The following is a 16,795-nucleotide window of genomic DNA, read 5'->3' as shown; positions in this document are numbered from 1 at the left end:
AGAATCTAGAGAAGTGTTGCGACCGCACCTAGAAACCACCGCGTCGACACGGGGTCAGTTTTCAGACGACGCCGACAACTGTGGCGTTTGCCCTGGGCTCGTTTCCGGTCGTAGAAGGCACGCGATGCTGGACTGGTGCGGAGACTGTTGTGGGCAGCCATGTAGCAGGCTCGGAGTAAGCGCCGGTCATACCTGCGTGGACGTTTCAGGTTGCCCGTGACGCGCCCGGAATCGTGTGGCACTGGTGAAAGACCAGCGATGCCCGCAAGCCTATCCACGGTCTCGTAGTTAGCTAGATCGCCGTTAATCGCGGCCACGAATTCCGCCTCCTAGCAACGGGCCGAATCCGGGCATCGCTGATTTGACTCATGGTGCCGCCCACCCGGATCCAGTCATCGTCATTCATGCGCCCCGAACGCATATCCGCAAGTTTGACCCTCGCTTCGGCCGCCAGCAGCCGCATCACAATTTCGGACTTACTCATTTCCAACGAGAAGATGACACTGGCCATCCGATGTCTGAGCGAACACGATCGCATGAAATCCAGTGCTAGAACGGACTTTTCCAACGCCCGGACGAGCCGCAACGGTAACCATGGTTCCTGGCTGAAGCCCGCAGGTGATCTCATCGAGATCAGCGAATCCGGTCGGCACGCCCCGCGCCAGACCGCCATTGGTAGCGATCGTGTCCAACTCGTCGAGTGTCGGAGTCAGCAAGTCCTCTAACGCGACAGTGTCCTCGCTAGGTCGTGTCCCTGCCGCGGTGTAAAAGAATCCGGACGTAGGTTCCCTCGAAGACCGGCCAGTCTGATGGAAGGAGCCTACGTCCGTGTCGAAGAGGGTATCGCCTGTGCAGCGGTTGCAGGCAGAAATTGATGGTGTGTTCGCCGGCGGCGAGGACCTGGCGGGCGCGATCGAGGAAGTAGCCCGGCTTGGTGCCCGGTTGCTGCTGCAGACCGCCATCGAGGCCGAAGTGGCCGCGTTTTTGGGCCGGGACCGCTACCAGCGGACCGCGAGCTGTGCGGACGCCCGCGCCGGGATGCGCAACGGATACTGCCCGACCACGGTGAAGACCACCGCGGGACCGGTGACGCTGGCACGGCCGAAGATGCGCGGCACCACCGAGCGGTTCGCCTCCCAGCTGTTCGGCAAGGGAGTAACCAAGACCAACGCATTGGAGGCATTGGTGATCGCCGGGTTCGTGCGCGGGTTGTCGGTCCGCGACGTGGAGGCCACCCTGGTCGAAGCGCTCGGCGAGGCCGCCGCGGTGTCGAAGTCGACGGTGTCGCGCATCTGCGAGGACATCAACGGCTCAGTTCGAGCAGTGGAGCGCTCGCCGCCTCGACGACGTCGAGCTCGATTACCTGTTCCTGGACGGGTCGCACTTTAAATACCACGCAGGCGCCTCAGCCGAGCCGGTACTGGCCGCGTGGGGTATCGACACCGACGGCAAACCGGTGTTCGTCGGGCTTGAGGCGGCCTCCTCGGAATCCGGTGCGGCCTGGGAAGGGTTCTTGCGCGGGCTCGGCGAACGCGGCCTGGCGTGCCCACTGCTGGTGATCAGCGACGGCGCACCCGGGCTGATCGGCGCGGTCGAGACCACCATGGGCGCGGCGTTGCGGCAGCGGTGTCTTATTCATCGCGCCAGAAACATCCTGGCCAAGGTGCCCAAGAATGCCCAAGCTGACGTCAAAGCCGATTATTGGGCGGTCTTCGACCTACCAGCCGATGTCGAACCCGGCATCGCCGCGGTCAAACTCGCCCAAAACAGGACCGACGCGTTCGCCAAGCGCTGGCGCGACTCCTACCCGGCCGCAGTGCGGGCCCTGCTCGATGACCGCGACTCGCTGACCGTCTACCTGCGGTTTCCCCGTGAGCATTGGCCCAGGGCCCGACACTCCAACTTCATCGAACGCACCTTCGGCGAAACACGGCGCAGAGTCAAGGTGATCGGCCGCCTGCCCGGCGAGTACTCCTGCCTCACACTGGTGTGGGCCGTACTCGACCGCGCCAGCGCCGGATGGCGCGGGTTCACCATGACCCCGGCCGGGCTGCGGCTGCTGGCCGACCTACGCAGATCGCTGCACGACCCACCGACCGAACTGCCGCAAAGGAATCCGCAAAATCACACCGAAACTGGCCTGGTGCCAACCGAGCCTGTCAGCGCTACCGCATAGACTCATGAACGCAAGCGAACGATCGATCTGCGCGACGAGTTGGGCAACCCGGTCGATCCCGGTTCTCACTGCTAATTTCCTTTCGTCGTTTGTCTCATTCGGTCCAGATTCGGGCCGAATGCTGCGTTGTTGTTGGTGTTCATGGTCGGGCGGGTGGTGCGATTAGGTGTTCTGGACCGGATGCGACAAGCTGCTGTCGGCGTTTCATGGCGCCGTAGTGAACAAGGTCTCCTCCGGCAGCGGCAGTTGGATGGCCAGGCCTTTGCGTTGGCCACGGTTGACGTGGACGGCGTTGAGCTCTCCGCGGCGGATTCGATCCAGGACGGTCTGTTTGGCCACGCCGAGTCGGCGGGCAGCCTGCTCGAGCCCAACCCATCCGTCGGGTGTGTCTGGGGTGATATTGGCGCGTAGCTCGGGGTCGATGCGGATCCGCCACGGGTCGCCAGGGCGATGTTGCTCGCCGTGGATGAAGCCGCTTGCCAGCCACCGGTAGAGAGTGGCGCGGGAGGTGCCCCAGCAGCGTCTCGGCTTCGGCGATACTGACCATGCGTACATCGTCGCCGACGGGTACGACAGGCTCGGTCGGCCCGGCGATACCGTGTTTGCGGCGCAGGCTGCCAACCCGGTCGCGGGTGAACGCCAGCCCGGTCGCAGTCATCACGCCCTGCCGTGCGAGCAGACGCGCGATCGTCGCGTCGTCGTAGTGGGCTGCCAGCCGCCGAATGCGCTCCAGCGTGTCGGCCTCGGTACGGATCGCGCTATCGACGGCGCGCTGAAACAACTCACCAAGCTGCGGTCAATCCACGAGCGACCGGCGAGCGTCCAAACCCGCCGACAGGCGGGCCACTGGGAGGGTGACCTCATCGTCGGCGCCCAGCAGCGGTCGGCGGTCGCAACGCTGGTGGAACGAAAGATGCGTCTAACACTGCTGATTCGACTGCCGAATGGACATTCGGCACAGCATGTCGGGGATGCCCTGATCGCAACGTTCACCCAAATGCCGGTCAAACTGCGCCGGACCCTGACTTGGGACCAGGGCAACGAGATGTTTCATCACAAACGTATCGAGGCGGCGACAGGGCTGAAGATCTACTTCGCCGACCCACACTCACCTTGGCAACGCGGAAGTAATGAGAACGCCAATGGGCTTGTACGCCAATACTTACCAAAGGGCACCGACCTCAGCATCTGGGACGACGGCCAACTCCGGCAGATCGCCGATGAACTCAACGACCGCCCACGACTGTGCCTCAAGGACAACACCCCGACCGAACTTCTGCGACGATGGGAGCGTCAGTACACACTTCACTGATTCGCAACGATGAGTGGAATCCGCCCGGGCACCAGTGGCCGGTTACACCAGTCGGTCATCTCGGCGACTACCTTGTCGGTGATCCGCGAGATCGTGTCCTTGGATACCGTGGCGCCGTAGACGTCGGCGAAGTGGGCAGCGACCTCACCGGTGGTCAATCCCTTTGCCGTGAGTGACAATACGATCTCGTCGATACCCGTCAGCCGACGCTGACGCTTCTTGACAATCTGCGGCTCGAAGCTGCTGTTGGTGTCGCGAGGCACTTCGATCTCGACGGCGCCGATCTCGGTGAGCACCGTCTTGGCCCTGGTGTCGTTGCGGGAGTTCCCGCTGCCGCGCCCGGCAGGGTCGTGCTTGTCATAGCCCAGGTGCTCGGCCATCTCGGCATCCAGCGCGGTCTCCAGCACGTTCTTGGTCAACTGATTCAGCAGCCCGTTCGGGCCGACCAGCTCGACACCCTGTTCTTTTGCCTGCGCCAGCAGCTGCTCAGCGAGCTGCCGTTGATCCAGTTCCATCGCCACAGGATCGAGTGTTTCTGACATCGTCAGTCCTTCCCGCCAAGCTCACGCTCGGCGTGACAGACCAAGATCAGATCCACCGTTGTTCAGACAGTCCCGCCAGCCTTTACGCATGACGTAGTCGAGCCAAGTACCGGCGAACTGGGAGGTGAGCACGGCTGCGATTACCTGTGTGGTGTAGAACTTTGAGCTGATGATGCCGGCGTCGAAGGCGACATTGGCCAAAACGATGCCGGGGCCACCGCGGGCGTTGGTGGTGATCGCAAGGTTGATCAGGTCAAGTCCCCGGAAACCCGCGAACCGCCCGGCGAGCGATACCGACATCACTTTGATCGCGCAGGTGCCGACAATGAAGATGACGATCATCCATACCGAGACGCCGCGGATGAGATCCAGCTTCAGGCCGACGATCGCGAAGTAGATGGGAATGAAGAAGGCGAAGGAGACTTTGCCGATTGCCTCGAGCGCGTCGGCGAAGATCCTGCGCTTCCTATGCGCGACGGCAAAACCTGCGAGGAACGCCGCGAAGACGAGGTTGACGTCGAGGGCTCCGACAACTGCGCAGTATGCCAGCAGGACCGCTATGGGGTAGCCGGTGGGCGACTGCCGCGCAAAGACATTCCAGCGAGAAGTGTTGATGCGCTTGATGACGCGTGGAACAAGCTTGAGCCCGAGGATGAAGTAGGCCACCGTTGCGAAAAGGTGCCAGAACATCTGCCACGGATGCAGAGTCGTCTTGCCTGAACCGTGTGTCCAGGATTTTCAGGTCGGCGAAGATTTTTGACACCGCCGGCACCGAGGTGACAGCGACCCCGACCGCAAGGATGACGTGGCTTCATCGCCCCCACTGCCCGCACGAAATACCCGCCGGAGCGAGAACCCTCCTGGTCCGCAAGCTCATTGACGGCGCGCAAAACCTGAGCGGTGGCCTCGTGGCTCACGGCCCGGATTCGCGGGATCCTCCCGCCGTCTCCCGGCTGATTCGGGCCCAGCGGTTTTGTAATCGCTACAAGCGCACCAGGCCGCGCAGCGGCACAAGCCCGAGCTCCTTATGGGTGAGGAATCCAGGCGGGGCGTCACAAACGGCTGGAATCGCGTTCGCGGGGCCCATCGCGGTCCAGGTGTAGCCCGGCTTCGGGTAGTTGCCCTGCGCATCCGGAGGCGCTTGGAGGATCAGCTCGGTGGGTTCGTCGCCCTCGATCACGATGCGATAGTGATAGTGACCGCCCCAATCAGGCTGCGGCTCAATGGCATTGTATTCGTCCATCGTGTACATCTCGTGGAATGTGATGAAGGTCTTGTTGTCCACCCAAGTCGTCCACTTGTGATGCTGTGAGGCGACTGTTCCCTTCTTGATCACGCCCTTAAAGCCTGGCATGTCGCTGGTCGGCCCCCCTTCGTACCGGATGTCGCGCGTGGCCGTCCCTAACTCTACATCCGTTGTGTACTTGTCGACCGTCTTGCCGAATCCGTCCGCCACCATGGCCATCGACTGGGCGAACAACGGCCATGCGTTCCCCAGGAGATTCGGTCCGGCCAGAAACTCTTCGGGATCGCTCCCCATCCCCATCTCGTGCAGGTACTTCAAAGTGTCCTTGCCGAAATTCACCACCTCGTAGATGTGGATAGCGTCGATCCGGCTGACGATTCGGGCCAGCGTCAGCACGAGCAGGTCTCCGGCAAAGCCAGGATTGATACCACCTGCGTGGAACGAAGTACCGCCCTCGTGACACGCTGCGTCGATCTTGTCGATATCCGCCTTGCTGTGTTCGGTTCGATACCACCATGCGCCACCCGAGGCGACGACGTTCTTGCCCCCGCGCAGCAGACGGCAGACCTCTTCGGGATCGGACCAAAGTGGCGCATAGAACACGCAATCGGCGTCAAGCGCTTCGATGGCTTCCTTGTCGGTGGTCGCAAGCACACCGATCGGCGCGGCGCCGACGAGCTCACCGGCATCCTTGCCAACTTTTTCCGGACGATTACAGAGCACGCCGACCACCTCGTACGCAGGGTTACCGACGAAATGGCGAAGCGCCACCGTTCCGACGTTGCCGACGCCCCACTGGCCCGACCTGGACCGGAGCAGATGTCGAGATGGTTCCTGGAGCCGCACTCCCCGTAACTGATATCGCCGTCATGCGCGTAGTCACGGTAGATCCGCAGCATTCGTCCCACGCCAGGTTTCTTCGCGGTCGCACCTGCGGGCGCGGGCCGCTTCCATAGATCGCCCGACTCGGTGCGACGCTCGGGACCCAGGCCGGCATCGAGCGCAGCGGTCAGCGGTTCGTCGGCCTTTCGCCCGACGTGGCGCAAGCCCAGCAGCCCCAGCCACCGCCGCCAGCGCCGTGACCTGGACGCCGAGCGATTGCATTGGAAGTTCCGACGCGAAAACCGAGCCGTACGGGCGCTTAGTCAGCGCCCGGTAACCATTGGCGGTGAATGCGAAACCCAACACGGACACCAACACGGCTGCCAGTCGCTTCACAGCTGTCCTTTCCGTCGACCGCGGGCATGACGTACACCGCCCACTAGTTAACGAATCTAACTGCCCGGCTTTCGGCCATTTACACCCCTCGGGTCAGCCCGATATCCGGCCAAAAGATTACGTTTCGCTGCGTTGCCCGGATTCCCCGGAGTCCCCGGGCCTGCCGGCCTTCGCGGGGTCCTCGATCACGTGATATGTCGGGTCGATCATCGAAATGGGCCCGCGACCGCGGCGATCACCGTCACCGCATCGGCGACCACCCCGCCGGCCGGCTCAGGCATCACCGGATCGGGGTCCACCGCGCGCAACCAGACCGTGAACATTGACCGCACCGCCTCGGCCCGCTCGGCGAAGCGACGCAGCCAGCCCCGCACCGTCTCCACCGGACGGGCCAAGTCGGCCGCGATCCGGCGAAACCCCACCCGCCGCCGCAACGCCTTGGCAGCCAGCGCCGACACGATCACCGCCGCAGTGTCGGCACGGCGCAGCAACGCGGTCACGGGCAACAACACATGCGTCACCCCGCAGCCGGTGCATCGCGACCGGCGAGGACACAACCGCACCGACCCGTCCCGACCGCGCAGCTGTCGCGGCCTGGCCCACCCCCAACGCGCCAGCACGCTGCTGCATGCCGGGCAGCTCAACTCGCCCGCCGCCAGCCTGCGCTCGACCACATCGACATCTGCCTCTACCGTGACCACTGCGCCTCCAAGCGCGAAGACGGCCCTCCCGCAGACTCCGCCCAGAGACATCGGGAGGGCCGCCGCCCACAACGACGTGATCACCGTGCCGCCCCGACACCACAAAGACCAAACGCAGAAACGACCGGCCGACGAACTGATCACCGTCAGTGCCGGATCGCTACCCCCAAGTGCTCAACCTGAATGCCCCCGAACACGGTGCGCCGGGTTGGATGAACACGGCGCCTACCGAGCCGAAGCGGGCCCAGTCGGCGAGGGCGTGACTGGTCAGTTCGGGTCCGTTGTCCATTCGGATGTGTTCGGGCTTGCGGCCAGTGGTCATGATCAGTTCGTCGAGCAGTCCGGTGGTCTGATCGGCGTTCCACGACCGACGTGGCCGTGTCGCCAACGCCTCGCGGGTGAACTCGTCGATGACGTTGAGGAAACGCAGCTGGCGGCCGTCGACGGTGAGGTCGTGCTGGTAGTCCAGCGCCCACACGTGATCGGGGCGGGCCGCCGCCATGCGCCGGTGCGCCGCACTGTGGCCCAGGCGCAGCCGCTTGCGGGTCTTCGACGGACGTTGCAGCCGTTCGTCTTTCCACAATCGGTGCGTGCGTTTGGGATTGACCACGAGGCCTTCTGACTTGGCGATGGCGTGCGCCTTGCGCCAGCCCCACCGCGGATGGCTGATGGCGATCTCCCGCAGTCAGGCGCGCAGCCGCTGTTCGACGCCATCGGGTCGTTGCGGCCCATACTGCTGCACCGAGCGGTGTTGGCCGACCACCCGGCAGGCACGCCGCTGCGAGACCCCGAACCGCTCGACGAGCATCACCACCGCTCGCCGCCGACGGTCGGGGCTCACCAGTTTCCCCGGCTCATCTCCTTGAGCATGTCGATGTCGAGGGCCTGCTCGGCGACCAGCTTCTTGAGCCGCTGATTCTCCCGCTCAAGCTCCTTGAGCCGTTTGGTGTCTTCGGCTTTCATCCCGCCGTACTGATTTCGCCAGCGATGCCAGGTCTGCTCACTGACCTCCAGATGCCGGCAGACCTCCCCGAGGTCTTTGCCCTCACCGAGCAGCCGTTCACCCTCACGAAGCTTGCGGACCACCTGCTCCGGTGTATGCCGTCGACGTGCCATGAATCGAGTCCTCCTCGCCCCAATTCTGGGGCATCGGACTCCCACAGGAACTTGATCAACCAGGGGGTAACTGGTAGCCCGAGCCGGCCTGTTCGCACAGCGACACCAAGGTCGCGTACGCCGGTGCCATCCGGGCAGCAGAAATGGCACACCACGCCGCTGTGCGACTAGGTGCGACTAGGTGCATAGCACTGCGGTCTGACGGGCGTGCCAAGTGGTTGACGTGTATGTGCAACGTCTAGTATCAGTAATCAAACGCTTTGTCTGGAAGCGGTCCAGAACCGCCGCGACAATGCGAACGGCAGCCCACACGGGGCATTACATGGAGGACACCTTGAGGAGACGTCCGTGACGTACACAATTGCCGAACCCTGCGTCGACATCAAGGACAAGGCATGCATTGAGGAGTGCCCGGTCGACTGCATCTACGAGGGTGCTCGGATGCTCTACATCCACCCCGATGAATGCGTCGACTGTGGGGCTTGTGAACCGGTCTGCCCTGTCGAAGCGATCTACTACGAAGACGATGTGCCCGAACAGTGGAGCCAGTACACGCAGATCAACGCCGACTTTTTCGTTGAGCTGGGGTCGCCGGGTGGTGCGGCCAAGGTCGGCATGACCGAGAACGATCCCCAAGTGGTGAAGGATCTGCCACCGCAGGGCGAAGGCGACTGAGCGCGCCGGTGCTGCAGAAGCCCGGGATGGGCCGACTGGGGGTACCACCCGCTCGCAGGGGAGTGTCGGCCTCCCTGCCGGATTTCCCTTGGGACACGTCGGCCGAGGCGGAGGCGCTGGCCGGGTCCCATCCGGACGGCATCGTCGACTTGTCCATCGGCACTCCGGTAGATCCGGTTGCGCCGGTGATCCGAGAGGCGTTGGCGGCCGCCAGTTCCGCGCCGGGCTATCCGGCAACCGCCGGTACTGCGCGGCTGCGTGAAGCGGCAGTGGCTGCCCTTGACCGCCGCTTCGGCATCACCGGGCTGACCAAGGCGGCCGTGCTGCCGGTGATCGGTAGCAAAGAACTCATCGCCTGGCTACCGACCCTGCTGGGCCTGGGCCCAGCGGATGTGGTCGTGGCGCCGGAACTGGCGTATCCGACGTATGACGTCGGCGCCCGGCTGGCGGGAGCGCAGGTGCTGCTCGCGGACTCGCTGACCCAGTTGGGCCCGCAATCGGTGACACTGGTGTATCTGAACTCCCCGAGCAACCCGACCGGGCGCGTGCTGGGCGCCGAACACCTGCGCAAGGTGGTGGGGTGGTCGCGCGATCGTGGCGTTGTGGTGGCTTCCGACGAGTGCTACCTGGGATTGGGCTGGGATGCCGAGCCATTGTCGGTGCTGCATCCGTCCATCTGCGATGGCGACCACACCGGGCTGCTAGCGCTGCACTCGCTCTCGAAGAGCTCGTCGCTCGCGGGATACCGGGCCGGTTTCGTCGCCGGTGATCCCGCCCTGGTCGTCGAACTGCTGGCAGTACGCAGACATGCCAGGAATGATGGTGCCGACGCCGGTGCAGGCTGCCATGGTGGCCGCGCTGGACGACGACGATCACGAAAAGCTGCAGCGCGAGCGGTACGCGCGGCGGCGGGCGGCCCTGTTGCCGGCGCTGCGCTCAGCCGGTTTTGCTATCGACTATTCGGAAGCAGGACTCTACTTGTGGGCCACCCGCGGTGAGCCATGCCGGGACAGCATCCGTGGTTGGCCACGCGCGGCATCCTGGTGGCGCCCGGCGAGTTCTACGGCCCGCGCGGTGCACAGCATGTGCGGGTTGCGCTGACCGCCACTGACGAGCGCGTCGCCGCCGCGGCCGGCCGCCTCGCTTAGCTTGCGCACCCGCGTGGAGGGGGCGGGCGGCAGAATGCATCGAAGGCGTTGCCAAGTGCTTCCTTAGCGCTCAACCTCGGGTAAAGAATGTGGTCGTGACAACTTCGACTGGCAAGCAGCGTATCCCGGCGACTGTCGGGGACATAGCCAAGCGCGTCTTTCTGGGAAAGCCGCTGATTACCGAGAACCTGACATCCGAGAAGTTGTCGAATCCCGTTGCGCTTGGGGCACTTTCACCGGACGCAATCTCATCGACCGCATACGGCCCGGAGCAGATCTTGATCGAACTGCTGCCCCAGGCCGGGCTGGCGGCGTTGGCGCGCGGGAGAATTTCGGACCCCGGGTCGCGCAGGTCGCGGCCGCTGCACTGTTGATCGACTATGTGGTCACGGTGGCAGTGCAGTCGGCGGCTGGAACGGTGGCGGTGGTGTCGGCGATCCCGGTGTTGGGTCCCTACAGCCTAGCCATCACGGTTGGCGTGGTGCTTGTCATCTGCTACCTGAACCTGCGTGGCTTAAAGGAAGCGGGAATGCCGTTCGCGGTGGCGACCTACTCCTTCATCGCCATGATCAGTCTGACGATCGTGGTGGGTGTCATTCGCGAAATATTTTGGGAATTACCGGTGTACGACCCGCATCACCTGGCCGGAACGGTGCCGGTACAGCAGGGCAACGGCTTGGTGATGGGCGCGACGATCCTGACCTTGCTGCGTTCGTTCGCCAACGGGGGTTCGTCATTGACCGGGGTTGAGGCGATTTCCAAATACAGTCGACGTCTTCCGAAAGCCGCAGGGCGTCAACGCACGTCGAGTGCTCACCGCGATGGCCTGCATTCTCGGGTTCTTGCTGGCCGGTGTCGCCTATCTCGCGTACGTCACTCATGCAACGCCGTATGTCACTGAATATCCATCGGTCTTGTCGCGGGTCGGTCGTGCGGTCTTCGGCAACGGACCAATCGGCGATATCTTCTTCGTCCTCGTCCGTGATCGAGCGCCGGTTCGCGCTGCCCGAGGTGTCGCTGGCCGAAGTCGCGGTGGCGGTCTCCGGTGGCCGGTTGTTGGCGTCGGGCTGGCCCGGGGAGTGGGTGCAACACGAGTCGACCCTGCCGCCAAGGCAGATGAGGCCGTAATCCTGTGCGCTGTCGTGTGTTTAAAAGACAGCAAAGGAGGCGGCCGGTGGTGGTCGGCGATGATGAGGCGAGGGTGCGGGCCGAGCGGGCCCGGGTGATCGGATTGTTCCGGTACCAGTTGATCCGGGAGGCCGCCGAGCCGGCGCACTCCACCAAGGAGCGGGGAAAGATAGTGCGCGAGTTGGCGTCGCGCGAGCACACCGACCCGTTTGGGCGGCGGGTGCGGATCTCGCGGCAGACCATCGATCGGTGGATTAGGGACTGGCGTGCCGGCGGGTTCGATGCGCTGGTGCCCAGCCCGCGCCAATGCACGCCGCGCACCCCGGCCGAAGTGCTGGAGCTGGCGGTGGCGCTGCGTCGGGAGAACCCCGCCCGCACCGCCGCGGCGATCCGCCGGATCCTGCTCACCCAGTTGGGCTGGGCGCCCGATGAGCGGACCCTGCAACGCAACTTCCACCGGTTGGGGCTGACCGCCGGCACCGGTTGCGGGTCGGCGCCGGTGTTCGGCCGGTTCGAGGCTGAGCACCCCAACGACCTGTGGACCGGGGATGCGCTGCACGGCATCGCGATCGCGGCCCGTAAAACCTATTTATTCGCGTTCTTGGATGATCATTCCCGGCTGCTGCCCGGCTATCGGTGGGGGTATGCCGAGGACACCGTGCGGCTGGCCGCCGCACTGCGCCCGGCGCTGGCTTCGCGCGGCGTCCCCAAGGCCGTGTATGTCGATAACGGATCGGCCTATATAGACACGTGGTTGTTGAGGGCGTGCGCGAAACTCGGTGTGCGCCTGGTGCATTCGACACCGCATCGGCCGGAAGGGCGAGGGAAGATAGAGAGGTTTTTCAGGACCGTGCGTGAGCAGTTCCTGGTCGAGATCACCGGCGAGCCCGACGTCGCCGGACGCCACCACGTCGCCGATCTGGCCGAATTGAACCGGCTCTTTGCGGCCTGGGTCGAAACTGTCTACCACCGCACCGTCCATTCCGAAACCGGGCAGACCCCGCTGGCCCGCTGGTGCGCGTCTGGCCCGGTCGGCCTGCCCGCCCCGGAGGCGCTCACCGAGGCGTTTTTGTGGGAGGAGCACCGCCGCGTCACCAAGACGGCGACCGTCTCGTTGCACGGCAACAGCTACGAGGTCGACCCCGCACTGGTTGGGCGCAAGGTGGAGCTGGTATTCGACCCGTTCGATTTGACCCGCATCGAGGTGCGTCTGGCCGGCGTGCCGATGGGGCTAGCGATCCCGCACCACATCGGGCGGCACTCGCACCCCAAGGCCAAACCCGAAACCCCGTCGATACCACCGAAACCCACTGGTGTCGACTACGCGCGGCTGATCGAGACCGCGCATCAGACCGAACTGGCCCGCGGCGTCAACTACGCCGCCCTGACTGGGGCCGACCAGATCCCCGGCCAGCTCGACCTACTCACCGGCGAAGAGGCCCAACCCCGATGATGGACAACCTGATCTCCTACTACGGTTTCTCGCGCACGCCGTTCGGCCGCGACCTGGCCCCCGGCATGCTGCACCGCCACAGCGCCCACAACGAAGCCCTCGCCCGCATCGGCTGGTGCATCGCCGAACGCCGCATCGGCGTGATCACCGGCGAGGTCGGAGTAGGCAAGACGTATCTGGCAACAGCATTGGGACACATGGTAATTCGCCGACGCAACTCCGTACTGTTCGCCCGATCCGACAAGCTGTTCACCCGGCTGCGCGCCGCCCGCCTGGACAACACCGTCGACGCCGAGATCCGCCGACTCACCACCATCGACGTCCTCATTATCGACGACTTTGCGCTCAGACCCCTCGGCGCCACAGAGACCAGCGACTTCTACGAAATCATCGTCGAACGCCACCGCGCCAAAACGACCATCGTGACCTCCAACCGAGAACCCTCCAAAGCGCACATGTTCGCGCGAACCTGTGCGTAGGCGCTGCCGAAGCGTGACACGTTCGCACTTGTCAGGATTCAGCAAGCTGGTCTAGCAATCGGCCATCGTCGAGCTGATCGGCGAGGTAGATCATCGCCCCTTCGGGTTTCATGCCGAATGCTGCGGCGACGAGTTTCGGGTCCATTGTGTTGACGAGATCGGCCAGTCGCGTACTGCGCAGCATCTTGGGCGGCAGGCCGCACGGGTCGAGCAGGTGGCTCATGTAGGCCTCGGAAGCCGGCCGTCGATCGGCCTTGGTGCCCCTGGTGACGAGTACGTGCGGGTTGTCGGTGCGCAGCGTGTCGCGGTGCTCGAGGCAGCGCTGCAGCGCGGCCCAGCTGACCGGGTCGAGCGGCACTGGGTGAGGACGTCTGCCGAGGGTGATCGAGCGATTGACGGTATCGATGTGCTCGACCCGTAGCTGACGCACCTCGCTGCTGGAGGCGCCGTGCAGTATTGCCAGCAGCCCGAACAGCGCCTCGTGTGGGTGCACTGCCGAATCACCGCTCCAGCGCTCAAACAGCACGCGCTGTTCGGGGATGGTGAGAGTACGGCCACGAAATGCCCTGTGCCGCTTGATGGTGACGCCGCGGGTTGGATCGATGAGCACCAGATGATGGTTGCGTGCGAATCGGAAGAATTGGCGCAGCACCGCCAGGCGGCGGGCCCGGTTTTTCGGCAGCTCGGCGAGGAACGCCTCGATATCGGCGATGTCTGCGAGGGCCCAATCCTGTTTGCCGCGTTGGGTATCGAGGAAGCGGGCTAGATCACGTACGATCGTCAGCGCCGACTCGATGGTGCGGTCGGTACGGGGCCGAGTGCCCGCACGGCGGGCGTGTCATTCCATCTGTGTAAGTCCGGGGTGGTCCATCATCGGACCGCCGTTGGGCGGACAGAAGGAGTGTTTTGTGACCAAGACCATGCAGATGCCGGCTGAGGAGACGACCGCGGCGCGGCGGCTGGCCGAGATGTTCACCGAAGAGACGCTGGACTCGTTGATTAAGGATGCGGTGAAGACCGGGACCCCGATCGACGGCGCGGACGGTTTGCTGAACCAGCTGACTAAGGCCGTGCTGGAGCGGGCGCTGAATGCGGAGCTAACCCACCATCTGGGCTATGAGGCCGGCGATCCGGCCGGACGCGGATCGGGAAATTCGCGCAACGGCACCACGCCGAAAACGGTGACCACCGTCAACGGCCCGGTGCAGATCGATGCGCCGCGTGATCGCAACGGCTCGTTTGAGCCGGCGATTGTGCCGAAGAAGACCCGCCGGCTCAACAACATCAATTCGGTGGTGTTGTCGCTGTATTCACGGGGAATGACCACCCGCGATATCGAAGCCCACCTGCAGGAGGTCTATGGGGCGTCGGTGTCGCGGGAGTTGATCTCCAATATCACCGAGGTGGTGGTCGATGAGATCAAGGCCTGGCAGGCCCGCCCGCTCGATGAGGTCTACCCGATCCTCTACATCGATGGGCTGCGGCTGCGGATCGGCGACAACGGGGTCATCACCACCAAGGTCGCCTATTTGGCCATTGGCGTGGATCTGGAGGGCCGCAAACACGCCTTGGGCTGCTGGATCCAGGACTCCGAGGGGGCGAAGTTCTGGCAGAAGGTCGTCATCGACCTGCGCAACCGCGGGGTGCGCGACATCCTCATCGCCTGCTGCGACGGGCTGACCGGTCTGCCTGATGCGATCCGCTCGATCTATCCCGATACCGTGGTGCAGACCTGCGTCGTGCACGTCATTAGGAATGCGATGCGCTTCGTGTCTTATAAGGACCGCAAGAAGGTCGCCACCGCGATGCGGGCGATCTACAGTGCGCCGACCGTCGATGGAGCCGAACTCGCACTCAAGGAGTTCGACCAGCAATTCGGCGCCCAATATCCGGGTGCAATTGACGTGTGGCACAACGCCTGGGGGGAATTCGTTCCGTTCCTGGACTATCCGGTGGAGTTGCGCAAGATCGTCTACACCACCAATGCGATCGAGTCGATCAACTTCCAGTTGCGCAAGATCACCAAGAACCGTGGTCATTTCACGGACAAGGACGCCGCGATGAAGTTGCTGTACCTCGGGCTGCGCAACATCTCCAGCGAGAGAGGAGGCTATTCGGGTACTGGAACGCACAACTGGACTGTGGCGCTCAACACACTCGCCAGACTATTCCCTGGGCGAATCCCATTGTGCTAGAATACAACTCGTAGTCAAATCACCTCTGACTTACACAGAAATCGTGACAGGCTCCGCACGGCGGGCGCGTTCACGCGCGTGCAGCATGGACTCAGCGAAGGACGCGACAGCGCCACGCATCCCGGCCGGTGCGCTGTCGATCCGCCTCTGCCGTCGCCCGGCGGCGAGCCGGTCGGCCTGGTCGGTGGCCATCGCCAAACCACGTTCGGTGAAGAACGCCTCCAACGCCCGAGCCAGCGATCCCATCGACCGACCCGGCGTGCGGGCCCGCTCGAGCACGCTTTGCGGGTGATTTGGGAAATCGTCTGCGAGCAACCGTGCCAACGTGGTGAGCAGCTTGCATGCCTGCGCCGGGCAGTAATGCGTCGCCAGGTCCGCGACGAAATCATCGAGCCAGCCCGGCGGCTCGGCGAGCCGGGCGGCCAGCGTCTCGCCACGCACGAACGGCCGGTCCGGGCGACGCTGCCAGCATCGCCCACACATGCCGCGCCCGACGTGGCGGCGCAACTCGCCGCAGGACACGCAGACCCGGGGCGGATCCTTCGGCGGACCGGGTCGTGAGCACGAGCCACACCACCCAGTCGACTCGCGCAGATAGCCTGGTTTTCCGCAGCGCGGGCAGGTCGATCTCGCGGCCGCGAGCTTGGCCCGCTTCTGACACGGCCGGCACACCACCTCGTTGCGGAACCGCATCGATCTGCCGCATTCCCGGCAACAGCGCGAACACAGCACGCACCGACCCACCGCCGACACCAGCACCCGGTCGCGCCCACAGCGTGGGCATTGCGCCTTGGCCGCCTGCGTCCGTAACCGGCGGGTGCACAGGCAGCAATGCTCGCGGCCGAGGTATCCGACCGGGGCTCCGCAGTCGACGCAGTCTCGTTGCTTTTTCCCCATCGGCCGCAACCCGTTCCGAAGCTTCGCCGAATCTACATCGGCGGCATCGACCGGCCCCGCACGTTGGCTGTCTTCGGTTCCGACGGAACCGACCGCGCCGGAGTGGCGGGCCGTTCGAGCGGGGTGGTATCGGTCTCGAACAGGTCGTCGGGGGTGCACTGCAATGCGGTGCATAACGCGATCAGCGTCGAGAGCTTGATCTGGCTGGGTTCCTTGGTGAACAGCGCCGACACCGACGCCGCCGACATCTCCACCCCGGCCTTCTCTGCCAGCAGTCGCCGCAGCTCGGTTCCGGTCCACACCTCACGCTGCGCAGCCGCCATCCGCAACCGCCACCGGATCTTCATGCCGTCCCGTCCTCTCCGCTGAGCTCGGCCAAGGTCGAGGTGACCGCACGCCGATAAGCGTCCTCGATGAATGTCGCCGACGGACGCTCTGGCGACATCAGATATTCCAACTGTCTGAATGCCTCAAGGTTGATGGGGTCATGAACGAACATCGGACAGTCG

At 64.4% G+C, this 16,795-nt stretch carries 14 protein-coding genes and 9 pseudogenes; 11 read left to right on the top strand and 12 right to left on the bottom strand.

Annotated features, from left to right (window positions below; all coding sequences use genetic code 11):
* Window positions 1–62: 62 nt before the first annotated feature.
* Both FPZ47_RS21665 and FPZ47_RS29765 read right to left on the bottom strand, forming a co-directional pair.
* Window positions 63–357: pseudogene (locus tag FPZ47_RS21665) on the bottom strand (transposase); the annotation flags it as partial.
* Window positions 350–752, bottom strand: a pseudogene (locus FPZ47_RS29765) (DnaB-like helicase C-terminal domain-containing protein); the annotation flags it as partial. The pseudogenes FPZ47_RS29765 and FPZ47_RS21665, both read right to left, overlap by 8 nt.
* Before the next feature lie 76 nt (window positions 753–828).
* Here FPZ47_RS29765 and FPZ47_RS30740 point away from each other — a divergent pair.
* The 3 genes and pseudogenes from FPZ47_RS30740 (at window position 829) to FPZ47_RS21640 (ending at window position 3,488) form a co-directional block, all read left to right on the top strand.
* Window positions 829–2,176, top strand: a pseudogene (locus tag FPZ47_RS30740) (IS256 family transposase).
* A gap of 126 nt (window positions 2,177–2,302) precedes the next feature.
* Entirely contained in the window at window positions 2,303–2,587 is a 285-nt protein-coding gene (locus FPZ47_RS21645; RefSeq protein ID WP_007168476.1) for a hypothetical protein, read from the top strand.
* 85 nt (window positions 2,588–2,672) lie between these two features.
* Entirely contained in the window at window positions 2,673–3,488 is an 816-nt protein-coding gene (locus FPZ47_RS21640; protein ID WP_007168475.1) for an IS30 family transposase, read from the top strand.
* A 32-nt stretch (window positions 3,489–3,520) separates the two neighbouring features.
* On the opposite strand, the pseudogene FPZ47_RS21635 reads toward FPZ47_RS21640, so the two are convergent.
* The 7 genes and pseudogenes from FPZ47_RS21635 to FPZ47_RS21605 all read right to left on the bottom strand — a co-directional run.
* Window positions 3,521–4,003 (bottom strand): annotated as a pseudogene (locus tag FPZ47_RS21635) (transposase); the annotation flags it as partial.
* 48 nt (window positions 4,004–4,051) lie between these two features.
* Complete coding sequence (locus FPZ47_RS21630) at window positions 4,052–4,720, bottom strand: cation:proton antiporter (RefSeq protein WP_007168473.1); 669 nt, start codon at window positions 4,718–4,720, stop codon at window positions 4,052–4,054.
* 292 nt (window positions 4,721–5,012) lie between these two features.
* Window positions 5,013–6,122, bottom strand: coding sequence for an NAD(P)H-dependent amine dehydrogenase family protein (locus FPZ47_RS21625; RefSeq protein ID WP_007168472.1), 1,110 nt, complete (start codon window positions 6,120–6,122; stop codon window positions 5,013–5,015).
* 596 nt (window positions 6,123–6,718) lie between these two features.
* A pseudogene (locus tag FPZ47_RS28535) lies at window positions 6,719–6,952 on the bottom strand (hypothetical protein); the annotation flags it as partial.
* A gap of 403 nt (window positions 6,953–7,355) precedes the next feature.
* Complete coding sequence (locus tag FPZ47_RS21610; protein WP_007168470.1) at window positions 7,356–7,805, bottom strand: DDE-type integrase/transposase/recombinase; 450 nt, start codon at window positions 7,803–7,805, stop codon at window positions 7,356–7,358.
* A 75-nt stretch (window positions 7,806–7,880) separates the two neighbouring features.
* Window positions 7,881–8,036 (bottom strand): hypothetical protein, encoded by a 156-nt coding sequence (locus tag FPZ47_RS28530; protein ID WP_154074411.1) that lies wholly within the window; start codon window positions 8,034–8,036, stop codon window positions 7,881–7,883.
* Entirely contained in the window at window positions 8,033–8,311 is a 279-nt protein-coding gene (locus FPZ47_RS21605; protein WP_007168468.1) for a transposase, read from the bottom strand. Before FPZ47_RS21605 ends, FPZ47_RS28530 begins: the two co-directional genes overlap by 4 nt.
* Before the next feature lie 348 nt (window positions 8,312–8,659).
* Here FPZ47_RS21605 and fdxA point away from each other — a divergent pair, with 348 nt between their 5' ends.
* From fdxA to FPZ47_RS28985, 6 genes and pseudogenes are all read left to right on the top strand, one after another.
* Entirely contained in the window at window positions 8,660–8,986 is a 327-nt protein-coding gene (fdxA, locus tag FPZ47_RS21600; protein ID WP_007168467.1) for a ferredoxin, read from the top strand.
* Window positions 8,987–9,048: 62 nt separating this feature from the next.
* Window positions 9,049–10,134: pseudogene (dapC, locus tag FPZ47_RS21595) on the top strand (succinyldiaminopimelate transaminase).
* Between the two features lie 95 nt (window positions 10,135–10,229).
* A pseudogene (locus tag FPZ47_RS21590) lies at window positions 10,230–11,117 on the top strand (APC family permease); the annotation flags it as partial.
* Window positions 11,110–11,262 (top strand): annotated as a pseudogene (locus tag FPZ47_RS28525) (hypothetical protein); the annotation flags it as partial. The pseudogenes FPZ47_RS21590 and FPZ47_RS28525, both read left to right, overlap by 8 nt.
* A gap of 46 nt (window positions 11,263–11,308) precedes the next feature.
* The gene (locus FPZ47_RS21585) at window positions 11,309–12,715 is read left to right on the top strand and encodes a DDE-type integrase/transposase/recombinase (protein WP_007168461.1); all 1,407 of its coding nucleotides are present in this window, start codon (window positions 11,309–11,311) and stop codon (window positions 12,713–12,715) included.
* A pseudogene (locus FPZ47_RS28985) lies at window positions 12,712–13,164 on the top strand (ATP-binding protein); the annotation flags it as partial. The gene FPZ47_RS21585 and the pseudogene FPZ47_RS28985, both read left to right, overlap by 4 nt.
* 61 nt (window positions 13,165–13,225) lie before the next feature.
* Here FPZ47_RS28985 and FPZ47_RS21575 read toward each other — a convergent pair.
* Window positions 13,226–13,804: a site-specific integrase gene (locus FPZ47_RS21575; protein ID WP_246133536.1), complete on the bottom strand. Its 579-nt coding sequence runs from the start codon at window positions 13,802–13,804 to the stop codon at window positions 13,226–13,228.
* 3 nt (window positions 13,805–13,807) lie between these two features.
* Between FPZ47_RS21575 and FPZ47_RS29755 the strand changes: the two genes are divergently transcribed.
* Together FPZ47_RS29755 and FPZ47_RS21570 are read left to right on the top strand one after the other, a co-directional pair.
* Window positions 13,808–13,960, top strand: a complete 153-nt coding sequence (locus FPZ47_RS29755) for a hypothetical protein (RefSeq protein WP_246133537.1) — start codon at window positions 13,808–13,810, stop codon at window positions 13,958–13,960.
* Window positions 13,961–14,153: 193 nt separating this feature from the next.
* Entirely contained in the window at window positions 14,154–15,389 is a 1,236-nt protein-coding gene (locus FPZ47_RS21570; protein ID WP_369741377.1) for an IS256 family transposase, read from the top strand.
* Window positions 15,390–15,419: 30 nt separating this feature from the next.
* Here FPZ47_RS21570 and FPZ47_RS29750 read toward each other — a convergent pair whose 3' ends face one another.
* Together FPZ47_RS29750 and FPZ47_RS21560 are read right to left on the bottom strand one after the other, a co-directional pair.
* Complete coding sequence (locus tag FPZ47_RS29750) at window positions 15,420–15,830, bottom strand: hypothetical protein (RefSeq protein ID WP_246133538.1); 411 nt, start codon at window positions 15,828–15,830, stop codon at window positions 15,420–15,422.
* 488 nt (window positions 15,831–16,318) lie between these two features.
* Complete coding sequence (locus FPZ47_RS21560; protein WP_144955196.1) at window positions 16,319–16,633, bottom strand: helix-turn-helix domain-containing protein; 315 nt, start codon at window positions 16,631–16,633, stop codon at window positions 16,319–16,321.
* Window positions 16,634–16,795: the final 162 nt, after the last annotated feature.

The sequence above is a fragment of the Mycobacterium helveticum genome (assembly GCF_007714205.1).
GTDB lineage: Bacteria > Actinomycetota > Actinomycetes > Mycobacteriales > Mycobacteriaceae > Mycobacterium > Mycobacterium helveticum.
Note: the sequence above shows the minus strand (reverse complement) of the source record. Positions and strands in the feature narration are given on the sequence as shown.

Excerpts from the sequence above, each read along its gene's own strand:
- FPZ47_RS21560 (WP_144955196.1), bottom strand. The coding sequence starts at position 16,633 with ATGAAGATCCGGTGGCGGTTGCGGATGGCGGCTGCGCAGCGTGAGGTG.
- FPZ47_RS29755 (WP_246133537.1), top strand. The coding sequence starts at position 13,808 with ATGATGGTTGCGTGCGAATCGGAAGAATTGGCGCAGCACCGCCAGGCG.
- FPZ47_RS21630 (WP_007168473.1), bottom strand. The coding sequence starts at position 4,720 with ATGTTCTGGCACCTTTTCGCAACGGTGGCCTACTTCATCCTCGGGCTC.
- FPZ47_RS21605 (WP_007168468.1), bottom strand. The coding sequence starts at position 8,311 with ATGGCACGTCGACGGCATACACCGGAGCAGGTGGTCCGCAAGCTTCGT.